This is a genomic window from Sphingomonas sp. J315 (genome assembly GCF_024666595.1).
In the GTDB taxonomy this organism is placed as follows: Bacteria; Pseudomonadota; Alphaproteobacteria; order Sphingomonadales; family Sphingomonadaceae; genus Sphingomonas.
Map to the genome: position 1 here is coordinate 885,909 of NZ_CP088296.1, position 20,590 is coordinate 906,498.

22 protein-coding genes and 1 pseudogene are annotated in these 20,590 nt (G+C 67.7%); 7 read left to right on the forward strand and 16 right to left on the reverse strand.

The features are described 5' to 3' along the window. Nucleotides 1-108: 108 nt before the first annotated feature. Nucleotides 109-429: a DUF736 domain-containing protein gene (locus tag LRS08_RS04750; RefSeq protein ID WP_179510978.1), complete on the reverse strand. Its 321-nt coding sequence runs from the start codon at nucleotides 427-429 to the stop codon at nucleotides 109-111. A gap of 484 nt (nucleotides 430-913) precedes the next feature. On the opposite strand from LRS08_RS04750, the gene LRS08_RS04755 reads away from it, so the two are divergent. Further along, nucleotides 914-1,324: a thermonuclease family protein gene (locus LRS08_RS04755; RefSeq protein ID WP_224921305.1), complete on the forward strand. Its 411-nt coding sequence runs from the start codon at nucleotides 914-916 to the stop codon at nucleotides 1,322-1,324. Nucleotides 1,325-1,381: 57 nt separating this feature from the next. Here LRS08_RS04755 and LRS08_RS04760 read toward each other — a convergent pair whose 3' ends face one another. From LRS08_RS04760 to LRS08_RS04795, 8 genes and pseudogenes are all read right to left on the reverse strand, one after another. Beyond that, a complete protein-coding gene (locus LRS08_RS04760) occupies nucleotides 1,382-1,825 on the reverse strand; it encodes a hypothetical protein (RefSeq protein ID WP_224921304.1) in 444 nt (147 codons plus the stop codon). 170 nt (nucleotides 1,826-1,995) lie between these two features. Then, nucleotides 1,996-3,771 carry a ParB N-terminal domain-containing protein gene (locus LRS08_RS04765; protein WP_312026653.1) on the reverse strand — a complete coding sequence of 592 codons (1,776 nt, stop codon included), beginning with the start codon at nucleotides 3,769-3,771 and terminating at the stop codon, nucleotides 1,996-1,998. Nucleotides 3,772-3,932: 161 nt separating this feature from the next. Further along, on the reverse strand, nucleotides 3,933-4,349 hold the full coding sequence (locus LRS08_RS04770; RefSeq protein WP_224921302.1) for a DUF2958 domain-containing protein: 417 nt from the start codon (nucleotides 4,347-4,349) through the stop codon (nucleotides 3,933-3,935). A 161-nt stretch (nucleotides 4,350-4,510) separates the two neighbouring features. Beyond that, nucleotides 4,511-4,696, reverse strand: a pseudogene (locus LRS08_RS04775) (zincin-like metallopeptidase domain-containing protein); the annotation flags it as partial. Between the two features lie 378 nt (nucleotides 4,697-5,074). Next, nucleotides 5,075-6,424 carry a dihydrolipoyl dehydrogenase family protein gene (locus tag LRS08_RS04780; RefSeq protein WP_016744716.1) on the reverse strand — a complete coding sequence of 450 codons (1,350 nt, stop codon included), beginning with the start codon at nucleotides 6,422-6,424 and terminating at the stop codon, nucleotides 5,075-5,077. Beyond that, nucleotides 6,406-6,984: an alkylmercury lyase family protein gene (locus LRS08_RS04785; RefSeq protein WP_260481390.1), complete on the reverse strand. Its 579-nt coding sequence runs from the start codon at nucleotides 6,982-6,984 to the stop codon at nucleotides 6,406-6,408. Before LRS08_RS04785 ends, LRS08_RS04780 begins: the two co-directional genes overlap by 19 nt. A gap of 214 nt (nucleotides 6,985-7,198) precedes the next feature. Next, the gene (locus tag LRS08_RS04790; protein ID WP_021224337.1) at nucleotides 7,199-7,423 is read right to left on the reverse strand and encodes a GDCCVxC domain-containing (seleno)protein; all 225 of its coding nucleotides are present in this window, start codon (nucleotides 7,421-7,423) and stop codon (nucleotides 7,199-7,201) included. After that, a complete protein-coding gene (locus LRS08_RS04795; RefSeq protein ID WP_260481391.1) occupies nucleotides 7,416-7,628 on the reverse strand; it encodes a mercuric ion transport protein, MerT in 213 nt (70 codons plus the stop codon). The genes LRS08_RS04790 and LRS08_RS04795 overlap by 8 nt, the downstream gene beginning before the upstream one ends. A gap of 222 nt (nucleotides 7,629-7,850) precedes the next feature. Between LRS08_RS04795 and LRS08_RS04800 the strand changes: the two genes are divergently transcribed. Next, nucleotides 7,851-8,267 (forward strand): MerR family transcriptional regulator, encoded by a 417-nt coding sequence (locus LRS08_RS04800; protein ID WP_224921299.1) that lies wholly within the window; start codon nucleotides 7,851-7,853, stop codon nucleotides 8,265-8,267. 3 nt (nucleotides 8,268-8,270) lie between these two features. On the opposite strand, the gene LRS08_RS04805 is transcribed toward LRS08_RS04800, so the two are convergent. From LRS08_RS04805 to LRS08_RS20200, 7 genes are all read right to left on the reverse strand, one after another. Next, nucleotides 8,271-9,134, reverse strand: a complete 864-nt coding sequence (locus LRS08_RS04805; protein WP_016744721.1) for an ArdC family protein — start codon at nucleotides 9,132-9,134, stop codon at nucleotides 8,271-8,273. Nucleotides 9,135-9,302: 168 nt separating this feature from the next. Next, entirely contained in the window at nucleotides 9,303-11,465 is a 2,163-nt protein-coding gene (locus LRS08_RS04810) for an integrase (RefSeq protein WP_224921298.1), read from the reverse strand. Continuing rightward, entirely contained in the window at nucleotides 11,462-13,249 is a 1,788-nt protein-coding gene (locus LRS08_RS04815; protein WP_021224414.1) for a hypothetical protein, read from the reverse strand. The genes LRS08_RS04810 and LRS08_RS04815 overlap by 4 nt, the downstream gene beginning before the upstream one ends. Further along, nucleotides 13,246-14,595, reverse strand: a complete 1,350-nt coding sequence (locus LRS08_RS04820; RefSeq protein WP_260481392.1) for a site-specific integrase — start codon at nucleotides 14,593-14,595, stop codon at nucleotides 13,246-13,248. Before LRS08_RS04820 ends, LRS08_RS04815 begins: the two co-directional genes overlap by 4 nt. A gap of 155 nt (nucleotides 14,596-14,750) precedes the next feature. Then, nucleotides 14,751-15,623: an ArdC family protein gene (locus LRS08_RS04825; protein ID WP_257844702.1), complete on the reverse strand. Its 873-nt coding sequence runs from the start codon at nucleotides 15,621-15,623 to the stop codon at nucleotides 14,751-14,753. A gap of 715 nt (nucleotides 15,624-16,338) precedes the next feature. After that, nucleotides 16,339-16,632, reverse strand: coding sequence for a DNA -binding domain-containing protein (locus LRS08_RS20195; RefSeq protein WP_374580857.1), 294 nt, complete (start codon nucleotides 16,630-16,632; stop codon nucleotides 16,339-16,341). Beyond that, nucleotides 16,520-17,035 (reverse strand): transcriptional regulator domain-containing protein, encoded by a 516-nt coding sequence (locus LRS08_RS20200; RefSeq protein ID WP_374580855.1) that lies wholly within the window; start codon nucleotides 17,033-17,035, stop codon nucleotides 16,520-16,522. Before LRS08_RS20200 ends, LRS08_RS20195 begins: the two co-directional genes overlap by 113 nt. Before the next feature lie 350 nt (nucleotides 17,036-17,385). Here LRS08_RS20200 and LRS08_RS04835 point away from each other — a divergent pair, with 350 nt between their 5' ends. From LRS08_RS04835 to LRS08_RS04855, 5 genes are all read left to right on the forward strand, one after another. Next, nucleotides 17,386-18,138, forward strand: coding sequence for a LuxR family transcriptional regulator (locus LRS08_RS04835; RefSeq protein WP_257844700.1), 753 nt, complete (start codon nucleotides 17,386-17,388; stop codon nucleotides 18,136-18,138). A 79-nt stretch (nucleotides 18,139-18,217) separates the two neighbouring features. Continuing rightward, entirely contained in the window at nucleotides 18,218-18,835 is a 618-nt protein-coding gene (locus LRS08_RS04840) for an acyl-homoserine-lactone synthase (protein ID WP_257844699.1), read from the forward strand. A 15-nt stretch (nucleotides 18,836-18,850) separates the two neighbouring features. Continuing rightward, nucleotides 18,851-19,732: a phytanoyl-CoA dioxygenase family protein gene (locus LRS08_RS04845; protein ID WP_257844698.1), complete on the forward strand. Its 882-nt coding sequence runs from the start codon at nucleotides 18,851-18,853 to the stop codon at nucleotides 19,730-19,732. Then, nucleotides 19,729-20,340 carry a GntR family transcriptional regulator gene (locus LRS08_RS04850; protein ID WP_257844697.1) on the forward strand — a complete coding sequence of 204 codons (612 nt, stop codon included), beginning with the start codon at nucleotides 19,729-19,731 and terminating at the stop codon, nucleotides 20,338-20,340. The genes LRS08_RS04845 and LRS08_RS04850 overlap by 4 nt, the downstream gene beginning before the upstream one ends. A 122-nt stretch (nucleotides 20,341-20,462) precedes the next feature. Next, entirely contained in the window at nucleotides 20,463-20,582 is a 120-nt protein-coding gene (locus LRS08_RS04855; RefSeq protein ID WP_257844696.1) for a benenodin family lasso peptide, read from the forward strand. The last annotated feature ends 8 nt before the right edge of the window (nucleotides 20,583-20,590 follow it).

The following is a 20,590-nucleotide window of genomic DNA, read 5'->3' on the forward strand; positions in this document are numbered from 1 at the left end:
TCGGCAGGGTCGCAAATCGACCTCTGCGATTCCGACCCCCCAAATTGGCACCGGCGTTTAGAGCCGGTGGCGATGCCCCGCGTCCTTTCGGGACGCGGGGCGGTTCGCTCAGTCGGCGGGATTCCAGATGATTGCGAAAGCGTCATCGTCGTCCTGGCCGGCGGCGCGGCCGAGATTGGCGTAGAGCCGGCGCGGACCGAATTCGGGGGCGGCGAGCGACAGCGACACATAGTCCTTGCCGCTCATCTCGCCGCGCCGGACCCACCCGGCCCCGACCTCGACGCCGGCTGCCGACACCCGGTAGTCGGGCTGGGTGTCGCCGGACTTGCGGGTGTTGGGAATGATCTCGATATCGGTGCGGATCGAGAGCGTCTTGAGCTGGCCCTTGAAGCCGTTTCCGTCGCGGGTGACATAACCGATGGCTGGCATTGCTCGTCTCCTTAGAAAGTCGCCCCGAACCGTTTCCGGGCGATGGGCGGACCGAAGGGACGGTCAAAGCAGGTCCGCGAACCGGCAGGCCGGAGCGAAGCGGAGGACCGGAGCCGAAGGCTTATTTGAAGCGCAGCGAGCGCGAGGAGCCCGCAAGCTCGGGGCCCCCACGCGGCGTGCCGCGTGGGGTGGGCGCGGGCGGGGGAAATAAGCCGCACGGCGATGGTTTCGCGGGACTGCGGCCGTACCAGGTCATGCGCCCGAGGAGCCGAAAACGGTGCGGGAGATGGCGGTGGCGACGACGATAATGCCGCCGGTTCACCTACGCGATGGATCAGTCGAGGACAGCGCGGACGTACCGCCGCATCACCGGATCGACCGTCCGGGGCACGCACGGCGAGGCTGCCGGCATTGCCGTCGGCGTGGCCGATGTCGACAGGCCGGGGCTTCGTGTGCGGCGTCAAAGGCGATAAAGGCCAGCACCATGTCGATGATCGTCCTCCGCCCTCTGGCCGCCTGCGCGGCGTTGTTGCTGATCGCCGCCGCGCCGCCTGATCAGGGGCGTGTCGGCCTTGTGATCGACGGCGATACCTTCCGGCTGGAGAACGGCGAACGCATCCGCATTGCCGGAATCGACGCCCCGGAGACGCAAGCGGGACAGGCCAGATGTAGAGCGGAGATCGTACTTGGCCGGGCCGCGACCGCGCGTGTCCGAACGCTGCTCGATGGCCGGACTGTCACCGTCATGCGGGGCGGGCGCAGCTACAACCGCACGGTCGCCCAAGTGACGCTGGCCGGTCGCGATGTCGGGTCCGAACTGGTGGCGAGCGGCATCGCACGCTGGTGGCCGCGCTGGCAGCGGATGCCCGACTGGTGCGCGCGCGCGCGGCGATGAAAACAAGGAACCAGCCGCGCCCCGGCCCGCGCCAGCAGGCCGGGGCGCGGCCGATATTCACGGCATCAGCCGCAACGGCGGCACGGCGAAATCGCCCGCCGCGAAGTGGTCGAGGATCGCTGCGTAGCTGCCGAGCCGTTCGACGGTGCAGCGACCGATCAGGAGATAGTCGTCCTCGTCGGCGGCATAGCATTGCACCTCGCCCGTGCCGGTGAACACGGCGCGCTCGGCACCCCATTGGCCGCAATAGCCGCCCGACCAACGCGCGAAGGGCAGGCCATGTTCGACGCACCAGCTTTCGAGGCGCTCGAACCGGCCCCAGGGCACTTCATGCGCCATGAGTTCAAGGGACATGCCCTCGCGGAACATCGTGGGGGCGAAGGGTTCGCCGTCCCATTCGGTGGACAGTTCCTGCTCCCGAATGAGCGCGAGAAAATCGGGCAACAAGGATCGCGGCAAGGTGCCGCCGATGGTGATGCTCGCGGATACACGGTCGGCCATGATGATCTCCTTTGCCGCGCGCCCGCGCCCGAGCAACGGGTGAACAGCGCCCCGCGCTGTTCAGGTCATACCGGGGGTATGACCGACCCGATTGCTGGCGCGGGCGCGCGGCCGAATTTTTTCAGAAATGGAAGGATGCGGGCGGCGGGTTTGCCGCCGCCCGCGAGCAATCATGCGGCGAGGCGGTCGGCCTCGTCGTCGGAGTCCGGCACGGCCATCACCGCGCCCGGTGCGCCCGGATCAGGCTCCTCGTCGCCCGGGCGGGGCCGCTCGACCGCGCGGGCGGCTTGCGCCTTGGCATGGGCCGCGACCGTGCCGACGCCGCCGCGCGCCGTATAGGCGGTGGGCGGGAACGCCATCCAGCGCGGCACCCAGTTTTCGCGCCGGTCGCGCCCATTGGTGCCGTCAAGATGGTCGCGCACAATCCGTTTCAGGGTCCTGGTCTTCTCCTGCCGGTTGGCGCTGGCGACGGTTTCGCCCGCCACCTCGGCGACGATCCGGGTGAGCACTTCCCGGTCGCGAACAACCGCGAAAAAGGCATCGTCGGGCTGCCAATAGCGGGCCATATCGACGCCGATCTCGATGCCCACCGCCTCGACAGCGGCGCTGCCCGCAGCCAGCGTTTCGCCGATGACGATGGCGAGCACCTCCATGACGACCGCATCGGGAAGGTCGAGCAGCCGGTGGAAGATGCCGACGACGCCATAGTCGTCGCCGTCCGCTTCGATGCTGCCCCCGGTCACGGTCGGTTCCTCGGGCGAGAAACCGAGAACCGCCAGTACTGCGCGGCGGCGTTCGTCGAAATCCGCCTCGGCCTTGCTGTTGTCGAGGCTGTCGCGCACCTCGTCGTTGCGGGTGGACTGCGGCTCGACCTTCACCGTCCAAAGGTGAGAGCCGCCGATGGCATGGGCGACCATCAAGCGCAGCGCGATTGCCGGTTGGCCGGTCAACGCAGCGCGGACGGCGGCGTGACGATGCAGGTCGATATAGGTCTGCATCGTCGATGTGACCTCGGGCCGCGCCGGTTTCTGACCGGTCCCGTTCTGCGATCCCTCGGCCTTGGCGATGCGGCGGGCTTCCTTGCCGGAGACATAGCCTTCGTGGACGATCACTTCGCCACTCGCGCGCACGTCGAAATAGACGCGCCCGCCCTTGCGCTTGCCCGCCTTCTCATATTCCCATGTCGAGAAATGATCGGACGGCGGGACGATGATCGCGTCGGCCCAGCCCGCCTCGATATAGGCGGCGCGGCGTGCCTCGATTGCGGCATTCTGCGCAGTCCAGAAAGCTTCCGGATCGGCGGCATAACGGTCCTCGCCGAACAGGTCGGCGATCGTTGCAAGGCCGCTCGCCTCGATGTCGAACAGCGCATGTTTGACCGGGATCGACTGCCCGCCGAACAGCCAAGCCTTTAACTGGTGGCCGGTCGGCAGATAGGCATTCTCATCGTCGGCAAGCGCCAGCCATGATTTTTGCTGGCTCTTGGACGCCATCGTCAGGTGGCGCACGGTCCCCGCGTCGATCCGTTGTTTGCGATAGAGATCGCGGATCGCCGGGAGCAGGTTGCCGAGCGCCAGCACGCGCTTGACGGTGAGGTCGGGCAATCCGAAGGTTGCGGCGATGTCCTCGACCGTGCGGCCCTCGCGGACGAGGCGGGTGAAATTCTCCCACTGCGTCACCTCATCGGGGTCGAGCCGCGCCATATTCTCGATCATCGACGCCTCGATGGCGGCGGCATCGTCGCCCTCGTCGAGGATCGCACAGGGAAGCAATGCCGCATCGGGATCGGCGTCGCCTGTCGCGCGCCGTTCCTCGGCGACGATCTTGGCGGCATGGAAGCGGCGGCTACCGGCGACGATTTCAAAGCCATCGGGCGCGCAGTTCGGGCGGACGATGACCGGCTGGATGACGCCACGGCTGCGCACGGTCGGCAAGATATCGGACACGTCCGGGGCCTTTTGCCGTAGCGCATATTGGCCTTGCTCACGACCAGCTTGTCGAGCGGGATAAAATCGAGTTTCATTGTCGTCACTCCTTGTGAGTGCCGGTCCGTCGCTCTTTCCGGGGTTGGCGGATCGGCTTGCAAAGCGGCGTTACGCGCCGCGCGTCATCCACCTCTCCCGTGTTCGGGGTCGGTCGGAAGCTCGGGGACCGGCGCGGACTCGATGCGCCAGATGATGGATTGGGCTTGGCTGATCGAACCGGCTCGGCGCGCAACGTCGGCCCACACCGACAGGCTGACGGTGGTCGAAAAGTCGATATCGCGCTCGATGCCGAGGCCGAAGGGCAAACCAATGCCCGCCAGTTCGGACAGGCTGAAATGCCCGAGTTCGGGACAGCCGAACCCAAGGTCGGCCAGTCCGAACAGCGTGTCGCCATCGTCGTAAAGTTCGGTTGCCAGCCATGTCGCCGCACCGAGCGGATTGAAGAATTTGACGACCGGCGCGGGATCATGATCGCACGCGGCGGAGCGTTCGGCGTTCACGCGCAGCGTGGCGCGAAGTTCGGGGGTGAGCAGGATCATCCCTCCGCCCCCTGTCCCGCGACGCTTCGCGCCGCCGGAGCCTTGCGAGGCTTCGCCCCCTCCTCCGCCATTCCAACGATGCTGCGCATCGCCGGAACCTTGGGCCTCGTCGCCCTCCGTTCGCCAGAGTCATCATGGGAAGTGTCGCCTTGGACAGCCTCGGCCTGGGCGGCGGCGTGCCGTGCCAGCAGCCAGTCGGCAGCCTTGCTTGCGGCGCTGGCGGCGCGGAAGATCGCGCGGTTATCCTCGCGCAGCACCTCAAGCCACGATGCCAGATAGTCGGCGTGGCGGACGGTCGGCACGATGCCGAGCGCCGCGCAGAGGAAAGCCGAACCCATTTCCGCGACATATCCTGACAGTCCAGCCCAAAATGGCGGTTGGAAGGTGAAAACCATCGGTTGCCTCCAGCACTGCCCAAAAGCCCCATGGCCTCCCCCGAGGCGGGGGTGGGCGGCGAGAGCGACCGGAGAGGCCTGCTGAAGCGGCGGGCTGCACCCGCAGGGGCGAAATGAAATGGAGCAGCCCGGCGAAGCCGAGGCTTGCAGCGCGCCGCGGCGGGCCTAGCAGGGAGCGCCGACCACTCCCGCATCGAGGGAGAGGCCAAAAAATCGGAGCCGCCGCGCAAGCGGCGTCCGCTTAATGGCGGGCGACAGCCCGCATCGACATGCATCGCGAAGCGGCCGATCGCGCGAGGGATCGGCCGCCATGGCAGTGGCGCTCGTGCGTTAAGTCAGCATGTAGCCGACGTCGGAGGCGCCGGTCGGATAGGCGAACATGGTGGAGCGAAGATCGGCCGCGGTGAGGCCGTGGCGGATTGCCAGACCGAAAACGTTGATTACCTCGTCGGCGTTCGGCCCCACGAGATGCGCGCCGAGGATGAGGTCCGTGTCCTCGTCGATCAGCAGCTTATGGCCGTAGACCGGCTCGGCGAGGCGGCGGGCGGTGAACCAGTCTGGCGTCGAGGCTGCGTTGACCCGGAGCGCGACGCCGCCGCGGCGCGCCGCCTCCTCTGACAGTCCGACGGCGGCGATCGGCGGCAGAGTGAAGGCCACGCTCGGCACGCCGCGATAGTCCGGCTGGTGCGTCGGGCCATCCAGGAGGTTGGCGGCAACTACCTTGGCATCGTGGCTGGACACCGGCGTCAGCCGCGGCCCGACTCCGGCAGCGTCGCCGGCGGCATAGACCCGCGGGTTGGAAATGCTCCGCAGATGCGCGTCGAGCTGCAGGCGCCCGTCCTGCACGGCCACCTCGCCGGCGGACAGGTCGAGCGCCTTGAGGTCAGGACCGCGCCCGGCGGCATGAACGACGAGATCGGCGGCGACGCTGAGATCAGGCTCGCCCTGGCGCTCGGCGTGGACCAGCAGACCGCTCCCGCTGCGCTCGACCCGGGTAACGGTGGCACCGGTCTCGACGCGGATGCCGAGCGCCTCGAACCGGGGCGTCAGCCAGCCCACCAGGTCGGGATCGAAGTGCGGCAGGAGCCGCTCGGCCCGCTGTAGGATGGTGACCTCTGCGCCCGCTCGGGCCGCCAGATGCGAGAACTCCGCAGCGACATAGCCGCCGCCGATCAGCACGATCCGGCGCGGCAGGGCCTGAAGCTCCAGGAACGCATCGCTTGTGCTCACCAGATCTTCGCCCGGAATGCCGAGCGGGACTGGACGCGCGCCGCTGGCGATCAGGATATGGCGGGCCCGCAATGTCCGGCCTTCCACCACGATCGTGTCTGGGCCGGCAAAGCGAGCAACACCGTGTAATGCGTCGACACCGAGCTCGGCGTAGCGGTGCGCCTGCTTGGCGGGGATCGGATCGGTGAAGGTCCGCTTGAACGCCATCAGGTCGGGCCAGTCGATCGCCAGCGTGCCGTCGACGCCATGTCTGGCCATGCGCCTTGCCGCGTCGATCGCTTCCTCGCCGCTGACCAGCATCCTCTTGGGATCGCAGCCACGCAGCGCACAGGTGCCGCCGAACGGACGGTGATCGATGACGGCGACGGACCATCCAGCGGCACGGACCCGGCCGACCGCGACCTGCGCTGCCGTGCCACTGCCGATGACGATCAGGTCGTAGGAAGCCATGGTCGCATCTCCATCCGCATCGGCGCAAAAATCGCGCGCCCAACCTCGAGCGCTTCGGCCAGGCACAGACGAATGCCGTCATCGGCTCCGACCGGACCGCTCGCGCACCAGGCCGCCAGATGATCGTCATCGCAGAAGAAGGCCTGCAAGGTGCAGAGCGACGATGCCGCGCAGCCACTGGCATAGCGACGGCCGGACCAGACGACGATCGCGCCCGGCTCAACCTCTTCCAGCTCGCGGCCGCGGCTGGGGGTATGGATGGCGAGCGTGCGCCGGCACTGGCGGCAGGCCGAGCGGATCATGCAGTCCCGCTCCAGCATGGCGCCGATCCCCAACGCGTCGATGGCGCACATGGCGCTCATGGTCACTCCGCTGACTTCGACTTGATGTTCGCTGGGGCCGTCGGTGAACGGATAGGCGCCGGTCACCCGGCCCGCGCCGTCGAGGACCACGAGATCGCGCCCGGCGAGCCGCTGCAGGGCCGAGCCGACCTCGCCGGAGGGGGAGTCCCGATGCGGCGGCGATCTGTGCCGGCACCGGCGAGCGACCATCGGCAGCATAGGCTTGAAGCACGGCGCGCCGGACCCGCTCCTCGACGCCGTCCATCCCGCGCCACTTCGAACCGATGAACGCCGCGAACAGTGCCGTCAGGGCTGCGCGGGCGCTGGGTGTTGTGACTGCGCTCCAGTCCGGGACAACGGCACCGCCGGGAAATGTAACCGTCGATCCAAAGGCGGCTTCAGCGGATGATACGCGCGCCATCGCCCGCCCTCCTCAGCCGCAGCACGCCTTGCCGCCGCTCTCCTGGATCGGCGGACAGGGCACGTCGCCGTAGGAGCAATAGACGCAGCAATCGCCCGGCTTGGGCTTGAGGACCGCGCCGCAACCCCGGCAGTCGTAGAAATACTGGCAGGCATTGGTCGGCATGGTCTCCGTCGCCCGATGACCGCAGTGGGGACAGGTCAGCGTCGAGCGCAGCTCGGGGGTGGCATCAGACATAGCGATAGCCTGCCCAGAGCAGGGCCGCACCGAACAGCAATCCGATGAGCGTGAGAACACGCATCCAGCGCGGCGTGCATATGCCGCCCGGCCCACAGCGCGCCGCCGTAACTTGCTGGCGCAACAGCAGCGCCGCGCCGGCAAGCAGGCACAATGCGCCAATGAGGAGAAGCGGCGTGCGATACGGCGCGGCGACAATGGCCACGCCGCCGAGCCAAGCTGCGCCGATCCCGGCGGATGCGAAGAGGATCGGCAGCGCACAGCAGGCGGCGACGCCGAACGCCGCAGCGATCCCCGCCAGCGTGAGCGTGGCGGTGCCGATCCCCCTTAGGCGGGCTTGGCGTCTGGGTCACGGGCGACTCCTTGTGGCGGGCATTGAGCTGTCCTAACATCTGTAGCGACTACAGACTCAAGAGGTATTTTGGGGATGGCCGCAACGGGCGCGATCCAGATCGGCGAACTCTCACGCCGCACCGGATGCAACATCGAGACGATCCGCTATTACGAGCGGATCGGGCTGCTGCCCGCTCCGCCGCGGCGGGGCCGCTACCGCAGCTATGGCCGGGAGGACGTGGCTCGCCTGGGCTTCGTGCGCCGCGCGAGGGAGCTGGGCTTTACCCTGGACGAGGTACGCGCCTTGCTCGGACTCGCGGTTGGCGGTCAGGCCTCCTGCGCCGAGGTGCGCGAGCTCGCGGCGTCGCACCTGGCGGACGTACGCGCGCGGATCGCGGACCTCAAGCGGATGGAACGGGTTCTGGCCGACTCGGTGCGCGCCTGCGATGCCGGTCGGGATCCGGGCTGTCCGCTGCTCGACACACTTGGCGCCGAAGTGCGGGTCGCGTGAGCATTACGGCTGTCGGGCGTGCATCCAGTCGGCTGCCGCCTGCGCCTTGCTCGCCGCGGTGAAGATCGCCCGAGGCTCGTCCTTGAGCAGTTGCAGCCAGGAGGCGATGTAGGCCGCATGATCGGGTCGCGGTTCGTGCGCGATCCCGAGATCGGCAAGCAGGAACGATGCGGTCAGCTCGGCGGTTGCTTCCTCCATCGCGAGCGCGTGCCTGGTCCACTTGGCGCTGAAATCCCGGTCGAGCCGATGGACTGCGCCACTGGCATGAGCCGCTTCGTGAATGTGGGTGGCATAGAAGCCGTGGGCGTCGTGGAAGGCGCTGAAATCCGGCAAGTGGATGCGGTCTTCGGCGATGTGATAATAGGCACTGGCCGAGCCGTAGACGGTATCGATGCCGAGCGCGGCGATGAAGGCTTCGGCGGCGGCGAGGCGTTCGCTCTCGGGCAGGACCGGCCCCGGTTCGGGCGCATAGCCATCGACCTGATCGGCGTTGAACAGGCTGAATGCCTTGGCGAAAAGCCGTCGGTGGTCGTCATCGTCGCCGGCGTCATCGCCCTTCGCGCGAAACTCCTTCCAGAGGACGCCGAGGCTGGCGTGCTCGCCCTTGCGGACCTGCGCGCCGAGCGCCTGCCACTGGCGATAGGTGCCCCAGACCCCGCTCGCATAGCCGCTGCCATAGGCGGCCGCCCAGAGCGAGACCGTATTTATGCCGCGATAGGGCTTGCCGCTGGCGACGTTGGTCGGGCGGGTGACGTCGGCGCCAGAATGATGCCACGGCATGCGCCAGGTGCCGGTGCCGGCTTCGATCGCGGCGACGATCGCGTCGGTGACGCGCGCATAGACGTCTGAGCGTGGTGAGGCTGACATGATCTGTTCTCCGTTCTCGCGCCGGGGACCATCCCCGGCGGCGGAGGCCCGTTCGCGCCGGGCACAGGGGGCTCGCGCACCCGTCAGGGCCGCAGCGAAGCGGAGGACGGCGAAGCCGTTGCGCGGGTGCGCCGACCGGCGCAGGACTCCGCCAACAGCCGGGGTGGTCTACGGCGCGGGAGGGTCGATCCCGGCAATCACCGCGGTCAGGCGGTCAAGCTCGCCCTCAAGCGCGCGGCGCTGGAGATCGGACATGCGCCGTTCGCGTAAATGCGCCCTGGCATCATCGGCCGCGCGCTCCCACGCCGGCCTGTGGCGGGCGGTGATACAGGCGTTGGGGCAGCGGGTCGGCTCGCACAGAGCGGTGAGCGGCTGCCTGGGATCGGGGGTCGTCACGCGCTTGAGGCAGAGCGCGGTCGCGGGATCGAAGAAGCAATCCGCGAGCAGACCGACGTGGAAGGTGCGCGCGACGCTGGCGAGCATGACGCGCAGGCGGGCCCGATCGGCGATCATGGCGGGCAGTGGCCCGAGCTTAACGGCGGCATCGTCGAGGGTCCGCGCGATGCGTGGTCCCGCCGGTCCGCCGAGTGATGCGCCGCCCTGCCGCCGGTCGAAATAGTCCAGCAGATCGTCAATCTGACCGAGCCGGCGCTGCGCCTCGACCTCTGCGCGAAACCCCGATCCACTGGTCCCGGCATAGCCCTCGAAAGCGGCGACCGAGGCATGCTTGTACTGGATCATGCCGGTGATGGTGCCGAACGGACGGTTGGCGATGTGCCACGCGATGGTGCGCCGGAACTGCCGCGTCGTGATGCGCCACGGCTTGCCATCGGGGCCGGGTGGGATGACCGGCGCATCGGGGCTGCCGAAGACGGTGTTGAGGTGGTCGCGGAAGGCGTTGAGCTGGCGGACCACCTCGCTCGACAGATGCGTCTTGGTGACAGCGCGGGGACGAAGCACCGGCCAGAGCGTGTCGCTTCCAGTCTTCCGTGCCGCGTGTTCCGACAGCCGTTCGAGCACCGTGATCGCCTCGGCCACCGGTTCGATCGTCACCCAGCTCGCCGACTCACCGGCGCTCGATCGGCGCTTGTAGAGGGTCGATCGGACGCGTTGCCGCTCGATCAGGCCGTCTTCGCTGCGCGCGATCGAGAGGCAGCCGCGCCGCATCGCCTGGACCTCGCAGTCGCGCATGCCGGTCAGATAGGCGCATACGATATAGGCGGCGGCCTGCAGCATCCGCTCCTCGATCGCTAGGGTCTTCACGTCGAAGCGGGCACGCCATGGCCGACCGCTCTCGGGAGCGATCGAGATCGGCGTGTCCATGCCGCCGACCTCGGTACCAAGCGATGCAACCGCTTCGCGAATGACATCCGGTGCGCCGGTAGTGAGCATGAGATGCATGGCCGGCTCGGCGACGGCATCGATGCCGGCATGCAAATGGAGGAGATGGGCGTTGATCGGCGGGGTTGCATCCCCGGTGAGGGGATCGATGCGCGTGGCGCCGTTGTGTGCCGTCGTCCAGATGGGCACGCCGCGTCCTTGCCGGGCTCGGCGCGCGAGATAGCGCTCGAGGCGCGCGCGCTGCCGCAGGCGGCGCTCTGCATCAGGCAGTCCGCGTTCGGCGGCGAGCAGCCGAGCGCGGACTGCCTCGAGCCGATCGAGCGCGACCCGAGCCGCCAGAATATCGGTCGCGAAGGTCGTGACATAGCGCAGCGACCAGGCGAGCAGCGGCGTGACAATCTCCTCCGGCATGCGTGGGGTGCGGTTCTCGCGCACATGCCGATATCCGGCGACGCGCGCAGCCGCTTGCCCGGCCCACGGCTCGAACCCGAGACCGCCTCCAGGCAGGTGATCCCGGAGATGGTAGAGATCGGTGACCACCTGCAAGAGCTGGCCGACGATGACGGGGCGCCGCGCTGAATCATCCCGCAGGTGGCGCGCATAAGCGTCGATCAGCGCCTGATCGATGCGGCCCAGGTCGAGCCGCCCAAGCCGCTCGCGCGCGAAGGCGAAGAACCGGCGAGCCCGGTTGAATGCCTGTCGGATGCTGGCGGGCGGCAGCTTCGGGTGGTAGCCGGGAAGACCGACGTTGAGGCGGGCGTAGAGATAGGCGCGCATTGCCGCCTGCACATCGGCATGTTCGAGCACGTCGAAATGCACGGTGACGTGGCAGCGCCGAGCGTTCTCGCGGAAGACGGCGGGACCGAGATCCCAGGTCGGGTCGCCGACGTGCGACAGCTCCTCGCGGGCATGGCCCGCCTTGAGCGGCGCGCTCGCCAGCACAGGGCGATCGTCGAACGCGGGCACGAGGGCATGGACGGGCGTGGTCATGCGCGTGCCTCCGGCGGCAGATAGAGCCGTTCGCTCCCCATCTGCCGGCGCGCTTCGGCGATAACGGCATCGGAGAAGACCGGCAGGACCTGGACCGTGATCCGGGTGTGGACGCGGCCGAACTTGGCGGCCCAGTCGCTCGCCGGCAGGCTGCATCGCTGCTCTTCGACGAACGCGAGAAAGGCGAGGATCGCGGGGAGCTTGCGCGCGGTGATGACGGCGTTGGGACAATCGAGGCAGCCCCAGAAGGGCTGCGCGCAGGGCGAACCGGGCTCGGCGAAAGGACTGCTATGGAAGCCCGCGCAGGCGGCGAGCCAGACATCCTGTTCGCCGTCGAGCACCGGACCCACCGTATCAGCCGACATCAGCGACGCGACCTGTTCGGGCGCTTCGCGCAGCGCCTGCTCGGCGGTGGGTGGAAGCACGGTCGGCATCGCCGCAGCGACCGCTGCGCGGAAGGCATCGGCGACGGCCGCCTCGTGCAACGGCCGGAGCGACGGCAGATCGGCATAGTGGCGCGCCGCGACCTCGCGGGTGTGACCGACCGCGAAGCGGGCCATATGCCCCTCGGTCTTGGTGTACCATAGCGCCTTGTGGGTCTTGCGCAGCCGGGAAAGCAGCAGATGGAGCGGCTTCCCATCATCGCCGGCGATACCATGGCGACGAGCCCAGGCGGCGAGTTGGAACTTGGGATCGACGATGCCGGCGCGAAGGCCGCCAACGTTGTGATAGAGCCAGAGGCAATCGTCGGTCAGATGCTCGCGTGCGACGGCGGTGACGTCGATCAGGCGACGCATGAGGCCGCCGGGTGTGCCGCTACCACCATCGCGGACCCGCATGCTCTTGTGCTCGGCACCGCGGGCGCGGCGCTTCAGATAGCGTAGCTCCACCGTGCCGGCATGCGGGTTGGTGAGACAATCCACGGTCAGCGTCTTCAGGCACTCCGGCTCGAGGCCGGTATCGAGCGTGAGCAGCACGAGCAGCGCCGGCAGATCGCGCGCGAGCAGATGATGGCGGCCATGCAGGTCGTCGATGAGCGTGCTGATCGGCAATCCGCGCCGCATGCGCATGAAATAGAGGCGCTTCAGCGCGGGCTGGTCTGCGACGATAAAGCCCTGCCGCGCGATGATCGCTTCGACATCGGCGCGCGCCCTGGCGACGACAGGGTCGCCCTCATCAGTGCGGTCGTCGGCGCCGAGGCGGCGAAGCATCGCTTCGATATCGGCCCTCGCGGCGTCGCGCAGCGCGCGGGCGACGAAGGGGCTATAGGCATCGCGCGGGGTCGAGCGGCCCGCCGAAGTGGCCAGCGTGTAGCGCAGCCGCTCATGCAGGTCGGGCGCGATCCGATCGGGCCGGTCTGCCTCGATCGCGCGCAGCGTGTTGATGACCTTGCCGACCGTTATGTGCCGGTGGATCGCGCCCATCCCACGCCGTTCGAGCGCGGACGCAAAGCCATCGATATGGACTGCGCGCAGGTCGTTGACGCCGGTCACCTCCGGCGCATCATCGCCAAGCCAGGCGAAGAAGTGGCGATAGACCTGAACATACTGCTTGATGACGCTGGCCGCACCGATGGGGCCGCCGAGCGCCGCCGATCGACGCAGCGCACCGGCGAAAGCGATGGCGAGTGGGCGAGGATCGAGCCCGGTCATATCGACTAGGACCGTTCCGCCATGCCGCGCCTCGATGGTGAACTTGAGGCCGAGCACAGGATCGGGCTGCGATCGCTCCGGCGTGATCGGCGCAAAGGCGACAGGCCGGCCCTTGCGGGGACGCCCGCTCATACGCCTTGCGGCCCCGGCAGTAACGCCAGCAGCCCCTCGACGGCCGCGTCCACCGTATCGGCGCGGGTCGCGATATGGTCGAGGTAGATATAGGTGGTGGTGAGGCTGGCGTGGCCAAGCAGGCGTTGCACCTGTTGCAGCGGGTCGCCCAGGATCAGCCGATAGCTCTCCACCGGCCCCACCGGCAATGCCGCTTCGCGCAGCCGCTGCTGGATCAGCAAGGCGAGCATATGGACTGCGAAGGCGTGGCGAAGCTGGTGCGGGCTGATCGACAGCGGGAAGCCGTTCTGTGCGCACCGCTTGCAGGCGCGGGTGAAGATCACCTCCCACGAGTTGGGGCGGACAGGCTGGCCGACCTCGGTCAGCCATAGCGCCGCCGGCTCGCGGGGCGTTCCATCCTCGTCGCACAGGATCAGGCGGCATCGTTCCTCCGGGGTGCAGATATCGCGCATGCGGTCGAGACCGGCGCGGGTGACAGGGATCGGTCGGTCGAAGCTGGCCGCACCGTCGCGCGCGGCGAACTTGGCCACGCCCGCGGCGCGCTCGACCGCGACATAGGCGGCGATCTGACGAAGCAGCCGGCGTGGGACCAGAACGCTGCGTCCGCGGTCGCCCTTGGTGAGCGGCGGCGGAAGGGGCAACCAAAGTTGTTGGACGGCACCGTCCTCGCGGTCGATCGCCGCGAGCTCGGCAGTGAGCAGGCCCGACGCCTCTTCGAGGCGCAGGCCGGTGGTGACGAGAAGATCGGCGAATAGCGCGTTGCGCAGCCCGTTGCGATCGCGAGCGCCGGGGCGCTCCGTGCCGTCAGGGGTGAGCCCGCGCAGGCCGAGCTCGCGGAAAATGCGGTAATCGTCCATCGTGACGAACCGGACGTCCGACCGCCTGGCGACGCGCTCATAGGCGTCGTTGCGCGCCGCGATCATGCCGCGACGGCCACCCTGCGCCGGTCGCCAAACGGCGCGGCGGCTGAACGGCGCGTCGGCGATCAGCCCTTGCTGCTCGCCCCAGCGGTAGAGGCGATCGAGGCTGGCGACGGCCCGGTTCCAGCTTGCCGCCGTGATCGGGTGATCGGCCTCGTCGCGGCGTCGCTCACGATGATAGGCGCCGACATCGTCGCGGGTCGCAGCCCACACGGTCTTGCCGCAGGCATCGAGAAAGCGAAGCCAGACCGCGACATCATAGGCGTAGGCGCGAAGCGAGTGCCGCGAACGGACCCCCGACAGCGGCAGGTCGAGAAAGAAGCGATCCAGATCGGGATGATAGAGCGCATCGCCACGCAGGATCAGCGGCACATGCGCATCGAGGCCCCTGGCCTCGCGCCGCTCGCAAACAGCAATGATCGACACCGGCGCGAAACCCTCCCCCGGACCCCCCACCCGGAAACTGACCTCGCACCGTTGCGCCCTATGGCCCGGCAGCTATCAGGCTGGCCTCCGCCAGCTCTTGGGTCAGCGCTACGGCCAGCCTGATAACTGCCTACCGTGGGCGTCCATCGCCGACCTTACTGCAATGTTGCGGACGGCGCAGACTGTCCAGATAAGGCGACCAGTTCCTCGCGGGCATAATCCTTCGACCCGAAGCCGGTAGTCAGGTTGCGCGCGAGCCGCGACGGATGGCCGGTGGCATGGGTCAGCTCGTGCAGACAGGTCCGGTAATAATTGATCTGCTCGAAAAAGGCCGGTTGCGGCGGCACCTGCACATAATCCTGCGCCGGGACGTAAAAGGCGCGATTGCCACCGACGCGGAAGTCGATGCCGCTCGCCGCGATGACCTGCTCGGCAACCGGCACGATCTGGCGTTCGGGCAAGGGGGCCGGTTCCGGGTCGAGGCCGGGGCGCAGCGCTTCGCACTGGGCGACGTTGAACACAGTGAAGCGTTTGAGGAAGGGAATGGCCTTGGCGTCGCCGCCAGTTTCGACGGCGCGCGCCTTTTCGGCCTCGGGGATAAAGCGGTCTGCATAGACGACCGTGGTGCCGCGCTCGCCCTTGCGCACGCAGCCGCCCGCCTCAAGCGCCTGTTTGAACGTGAGCCAGCCCTGCGAAGGATAGCCATGTTCGATCACCGCGCCCCACAGGATCAGCACATTGACGCCAGAGTAACGCCGGGCCGTAAGCGCGTTGCGCGGGAGACCGGGGCTGGCCGCGCTGCCGTTGCCATCGGGACGTCCGGGGGCACCGGCTGTCGCCCAAGGCTGAACCCATGGGAAGCGACCTGCCTCAAGCTCGGCGATGATCCGGGCGGTGACCTCGTCATAGAGGTTGACGCGGGTCGTTTCGGAGTCAGTTCCGGGCTTGGCCGGGGTTGCTCTTCCGGCGCGGGACGCGGTGGGTTTCCGGCCCGCGCCGCGCGCGCGATGGCAAGTTGAAGCACGCATCGTTCACCTCCTGCACCGCCCCAAAACCACCAGGGCCTCCCCGGAAGCGGGGGTGGGCGGCAAGATGCGAACCGGAGAGGCCCGCTTGAGCGGCTCCGGCACCCGAAGGGCCGCAACGTAGGTGAAGGAGCCGGGCGCAGCCCGGCTTGCCGGGGACGCGAGCGGGCCTAGCAGGGAGCGCCGCCCACTCCCGCGCCACCGGGAGAGGCCACCAACAGCGCCGCCGCGCGAGCGGCGACCGCAGCCGTTTCCGGCGGCAGAGCCGCCGCCAACGAAGGGATGGCCCCCGGCCGGTGCGGGCGAACGCGCGGTGCAGGGTCGGGCTTTGCAAGGCAAGGCGGCACCTGTCGCCGGCGTTGCAAAACCGGGCGCACCGCCCGCCCGAGAGGTCGGAGTGCCTGCGGGGCCACCATCAGGCGCCGCACCCTGCGAGGCTGCTGTGCGGCCCACAAAGCGGGACTTTGTGGGATCACCCGCGCCGCAGTCCGGCAGTGTGCGTCCTCAGCCCCGCTCCGTCAGGGTCAGCATCGCTGACCCGCGCCAGCCGATCGTCACCGTCAGGCCGAGACCCGGCCACGGGGCTCGGCGGCGCGAAGCCCGGCTTCGAGCCGTAGAGCGCGGTCGCGCCGCTTCACCGGCGTGAGGCGCCATCGCTTCGCACACCCGATCGGGTCCAGGGATGAGGCGCACCGCGTCCATCCGACCCAAGGGTGGGCTAGGGTTTGCGCCGCATCAATTGACGATATCCGCCGCGCGCCATTGCACCAGCCTCGCGTACCAGCCGCCGGACCCGCGAGCGCAGCGAATCGGATACGTCATTCCAGTCGCGCGCCACCCGCTCGCTGCCGAACAGGATCGAACCGATCTCGCGCTGGCTCGCACCTTGGCCGATTGCATCATGGACACGCAACATATCGACGCCCCGATCGATCCGGACATCGCTGGGAAAGAGCGAGCGGGCGAAGCGGCGATGGCGACACAGATCGAGCAATCGGCTGAGCGGCAGCAAGCGGGCCTCCGCTGAGACAAGCCCACGCAACCTGTAATGCAACAGGACCGCTTCCTGGCCCGCCAGACGGCCCTCCTCGACATCGAGCCGAATATGATGCCAGCCATCGGATAGCACGACATGCTCGCGCCCGGCCGCGTCGGTCGCAATGGCGAGCCAGGGCGCGATCCGGTCGATGCGGAGACTGTCCGGATCGGACGGGTCCGCCGACTCGGCGGTAACGGCAATTGCCCCGGGATCGAAATCGGCATGCCAGATGATCCGCGCCTCCGGGGCCTGGAGGTCGGGATGCTCGGCGAAAGTGCAGCCCCCAGGGCATGGCGTCGCCGGTGCCGCGGGTTGCCGTGCTGGCCCGCGCATACCAGCTGATATAGCCGGGATCGCGGCGCAGCCATTCCCACATCAGCCCCGCGCGATCGATGCTACGCAATCGATCATAGCTCGATCCGTTGCGCCAGTCGGTAGAAGCGTTCTCCCTAGCGTAACCGCTCACCAGTTTGATCCCGGGGGCAGCCTTACACTGCGGGACGAAACCTCCACAATGGACTGGAAGCTCAATCCTTTACGGTGCGCATACCCTGTTCCCGAGGCGCTGGCGCTTTGACGGACAAACCCACTGTGATATTGCACTTTTATTGCTAGATTTGCCGTGCGCTGGTTTGAGATCCCACCGTTCGGCCCGTACCCGCGTGAAAGGACGATCGCCGGGATTGCGGTGGCTTGAGACGCCGCCCGCGATTGCGTTGATGCCCGATGCACCTGCACGCAATGGCAGTGCGGTTCATGCACGTCGTCGAAGATGTCGCAAGTGCCGACGACCTCGCGGCGGCGATGGCAGCGATCACCGACGAGCTCGGCTTCCAGTACTTCGCATTGACGCACCATGTCGACATCGTCGCGGCAAGCAGCAGCGCGATCCGGCTGCACAACTATCCGGCACAATGGGCCGACTATTATGACGGCAACGCGCTTGGCGTCACCGACCCGGTCCATAGGGCAAGCCATGTGACAAGCATGGGATTTTGCTGGTCGCGCATGCCCGATATGATCCCACTCACAGCGTGTGACCGCAAGGTGCTGGCGCTTGGTCGCGATCAGGGAATCGGCGACGGTTTCACAATACCGGCGCATGTCCCAGGCGAAGCGCGCGGCTCCTGTTCGTTCGCCAGCGAAGCGGGCCGGCCGGTGCCCGAGACGATATTGCCGGTGGCGCAACTCGCGGGCAATTTCGCCTTCGAGGCCGCGCGACGCTTGTGGAGCATCCGCGGTCACATGCCGGTCGCACAGCAACGGCCGCTGACCGATCGTCAGCGCGATTGTGTGCTTTGGGTTGCCCATGGCAAGGGCGACTGGGAGATCGCCATAATCCTCGGCATCAGCGAAGAGACGGTTGCGCGCCATATCAAGGACGCCTGCGAGCGTTACGGGGTAAGCAAGCGGACATTGCTGGTGATCCGGGCGCTGTTCGACGGAACGCTGACCTTCACCGACCTATTCCGCCACTGATATACCCCTTTTCCGGGATAGCGGCGCAGCCTGCTCCTCGCCGACCCTTGCCCGATCACTCGGTCAGGGAGCCACCGACATGCTGCAAGTCCTCCAGTCCACCGGTAGCCCGGCATCCGACGCCGCGCTCCGCGCAATGTTCGCCGCGCGCAAATCCGTCTTCGTCGATCTGCTCAAATGGGACGTGCCCGTGCTCGACGATGCCTATGAGATCGACCAATTCGACAATATCCATGCCACCTACCTTGTCCTCACCGAAGCGGACGGCACCCATCTCGGATCGGCCCGCCTGCTGCCGACATGCCGCCCACATATTCTCGACAGCCTCTATGCCGAGTTGTGCGAAGCGGTCCCGCCCAAGGGACCGGGCACCTTCGAGATTACGCGCTTCTGCCTCGATCGGCGGCTGAACGCAGCCCAGCGGCGCATCGTGCGCGATACGTTGGTAACGGGACTGGTCGAGCATGCGCTCGCAACCGGCATTACCACCTACACCGCACTGGCCGAAATCGGCTGGTTCCAGCAAATCCTGGCGTTCGGCTGGCGCTGCATGCCGCTCGGTCTACCACGGATCGTCGGCGGCACGTTGCTTGCAGCGCTCCGCATCGACATCACGCCCGAAACGCCAGAATTGCTTGCCGCGGCAGGCATCGCGGCAAAGCCGATGCCGTTCGACGGCCGTCGCGTCGCAGCCTGATAGGGGAGCATTTCGATGACGGATATGTTCGACCTCGCCGGCGAGATTGCGCGACGCACCGCCGAACTTTCTGCCCGGGGCTATTGTCACATTCCTGACGCGTTGCCGCCCGCGGCGGTCGGTGCTCTCGACAATGATCTCGCGGCGCATTTCGCCCGGACGCCATTTGGTCAGGGCGGATTCTACGGCACGACGACCAAGCGATTCGGTCGACTTCTCGTCCGCTCGCCAAAGGCTGCGGCGCTGGTCCAGCACCCCCTGATCCTCGGCATCGTCGAGGCGGTCTTGTCGCCGTGGTGCGACCGGATCCAGCTTAACACCACCCAGGCGATCGCGGTGCATCCGGGCGCGCCGGCGCAGTTGCCGCACCGGGATCAGGACATGTGGCGTGGACCGACCGGCGAGATCGAATATCTCGTCAATGTGATGTGGCCGCTGACGTCCTTTACGCGAGAAAATGGTGCCACGCTGGTCTGGCCGTGCAGCCACGGGCCGCAGGCGCTCAACCCGGAACCCGTCGAGACGCCAGTGGCGGCCGAAATGGAGCCTGGCGGCGCGCTGATCTTTCTCGGGTCGGCGCTGCACGGGGCGGGTGCCAACACCAGCATGGGCGTTCGGCGCGGTCTGGTCATCGGCTATTCGCTCGGGTGGCTCAAACCTTACGAAAATCAGTGGCTCGCTTATCCACCAGAGGTGGCGCGGCATTTTCCGTCGGAGCTGGCCGCGCTCGTCGGTTACCGTCAGCACCGCCCCAATCTCGGCAATTATGAGGGCCAGTGTCCTTCCGTCCTGCTCGGCGAAGACAGCGACCGTCCGTTGGGTGCAATCGATGCGCTGCGCCCCGATCAACAAGCGATGATCGACGCCTATCTCCAAGATCAGCGAGCTGCGCCGTGAATTCGGGCGCGACCGCGGAACGGGTTCATGAGGCGTTGAAGGCCCGCATCATGGGCCGCGAATTCCGGCCAGGCGACCGGCTCGACCCGGCGATCCTGGCGGTTCCGCTGGCATCGAGCGTGACGCCGGTCCGCGACGCCCTCCACCTGCTCACCGGCGAGGACCTGGTCGAGACGCGCACCGGCGACGGATTCCATGTGCCGGCGCTCGACGAGCCGGCGTTGAAAGACTTGTACGACTGGTCCGCCGAACTCGTCGCGCTCGCCATTCACGCCTGGCCGCGCCCACACGCTGCAATCGTCTTTCACCCGCGTGCGCAGGACGGGCACCCGATCGCCGAGCGCGTCGCGGAGGCGTTCCTCGGAATTGCCCGGCGCTCGCCGAATGGCGAGCACGCGCGTGCAGTCGATCGTCTCAACGCAAGGCTCCATGCCGTCCGCACGGTTGAAGCCCACGTGCTCGATAATGTGGATGCGGAACTGGCTGCCGTGACGGCAGCAGCAGAGGCCGGGGAGCGCAACCTGCTCCGCCGTCTCAACACGGCTTACCACCGTCGGCGGCGTCGCGCGGCGGCGGCCATTGTCCGCGCCGTGTACCGGGCCGACTAACGGTCACGATTTCGCTGATCGCTAAACAATCTCGATATAGAATCCGTATAAAGTTCGGATAGCCGGGCGCGCTTCATACACTCCCTGGGCTGCAACTCGCAGCCTGAGAGAAGGAGTGTATCATGGAACGCGAAGACGAAGTCATCGACCTGGGTACCGCGAGCGCCGAGACCAAGGGCCCCGGCGGCCCGGTCGACGATCTGGCGCTCGGAATCTTCCAGACCGGTCTTTCCGACGACTGAAGCGACGG

Coding starts and splice junctions, on each gene's coding strand:
- LRS08_RS04785 (WP_260481390.1), bottom strand. CDS start 6,984: ATGCTGCCGATGGTCGCTCGCCGGTGCCGGCACAGATCGCCGCCGCAT.
- LRS08_RS04790 (WP_021224337.1), bottom strand. CDS start 7,423: ATGTCTGATGCCACCCCCGAGCTGCGCTCGACGCTGACCTGTCCCCAC.
- LRS08_RS04780 (WP_016744716.1), bottom strand. CDS start 6,424: ATGGCTTCCTACGACCTGATCGTCATCGGCAGTGGCACGGCAGCGCAG.
- LRS08_RS04750 (WP_179510978.1), bottom strand. CDS start 429: ATGCCAGCCATCGGTTATGTCACCCGCGACGGAAACGGCTTCAAGGGC.
- LRS08_RS04825 (WP_257844702.1), bottom strand. CDS start 15,623: ATGCGTGCTTCAACTTGCCATCGCGCGCGCGGCGCGGGCCGGAAACCC.
- LRS08_RS04800 (WP_224921299.1), top strand. CDS start 7,851: ATGGCCGCAACGGGCGCGATCCAGATCGGCGAACTCTCACGCCGCACC.
- LRS08_RS20200 (WP_374580855.1), bottom strand. CDS start 17,035: ATGTGGGAATGGCTGCGCCGCGATCCCGGCTATATCAGCTGGTATGCG.
- LRS08_RS04815 (WP_021224414.1), bottom strand. CDS start 13,249: ATGAGCGGGCGTCCCCGCAAGGGCCGGCCTGTCGCCTTTGCGCCGATC.
- LRS08_RS04810 (WP_224921298.1), bottom strand. CDS start 11,465: ATGACCACGCCCGTCCATGCCCTCGTGCCCGCGTTCGACGATCGCCCT.
- LRS08_RS04835 (WP_257844700.1), top strand. CDS start 17,386: ATGCACCTGCACGCAATGGCAGTGCGGTTCATGCACGTCGTCGAAGAT.
- LRS08_RS04805 (WP_016744721.1), bottom strand. CDS start 9,134: ATGTCAGCCTCACCACGCTCAGACGTCTATGCGCGCGTCACCGACGCG.
- LRS08_RS04770 (WP_224921302.1), bottom strand. CDS start 4,349: ATGATCCTGCTCACCCCCGAACTTCGCGCCACGCTGCGCGTGAACGCC.
- LRS08_RS04755 (WP_224921305.1), top strand. CDS start 914: ATGTCGATGATCGTCCTCCGCCCTCTGGCCGCCTGCGCGGCGTTGTTG.
- LRS08_RS04840 (WP_257844699.1), top strand. CDS start 18,218: ATGCTGCAAGTCCTCCAGTCCACCGGTAGCCCGGCATCCGACGCCGCG.
- LRS08_RS04855 (WP_257844696.1), top strand. CDS start 20,463: ATGGAACGCGAAGACGAAGTCATCGACCTGGGTACCGCGAGCGCCGAG.
- LRS08_RS04760 (WP_224921304.1), bottom strand. CDS start 1,825: ATGGCCGACCGTGTATCCGCGAGCATCACCATCGGCGGCACCTTGCCG.
- LRS08_RS04845 (WP_257844698.1), top strand. CDS start 18,851: ATGACGGATATGTTCGACCTCGCCGGCGAGATTGCGCGACGCACCGCC.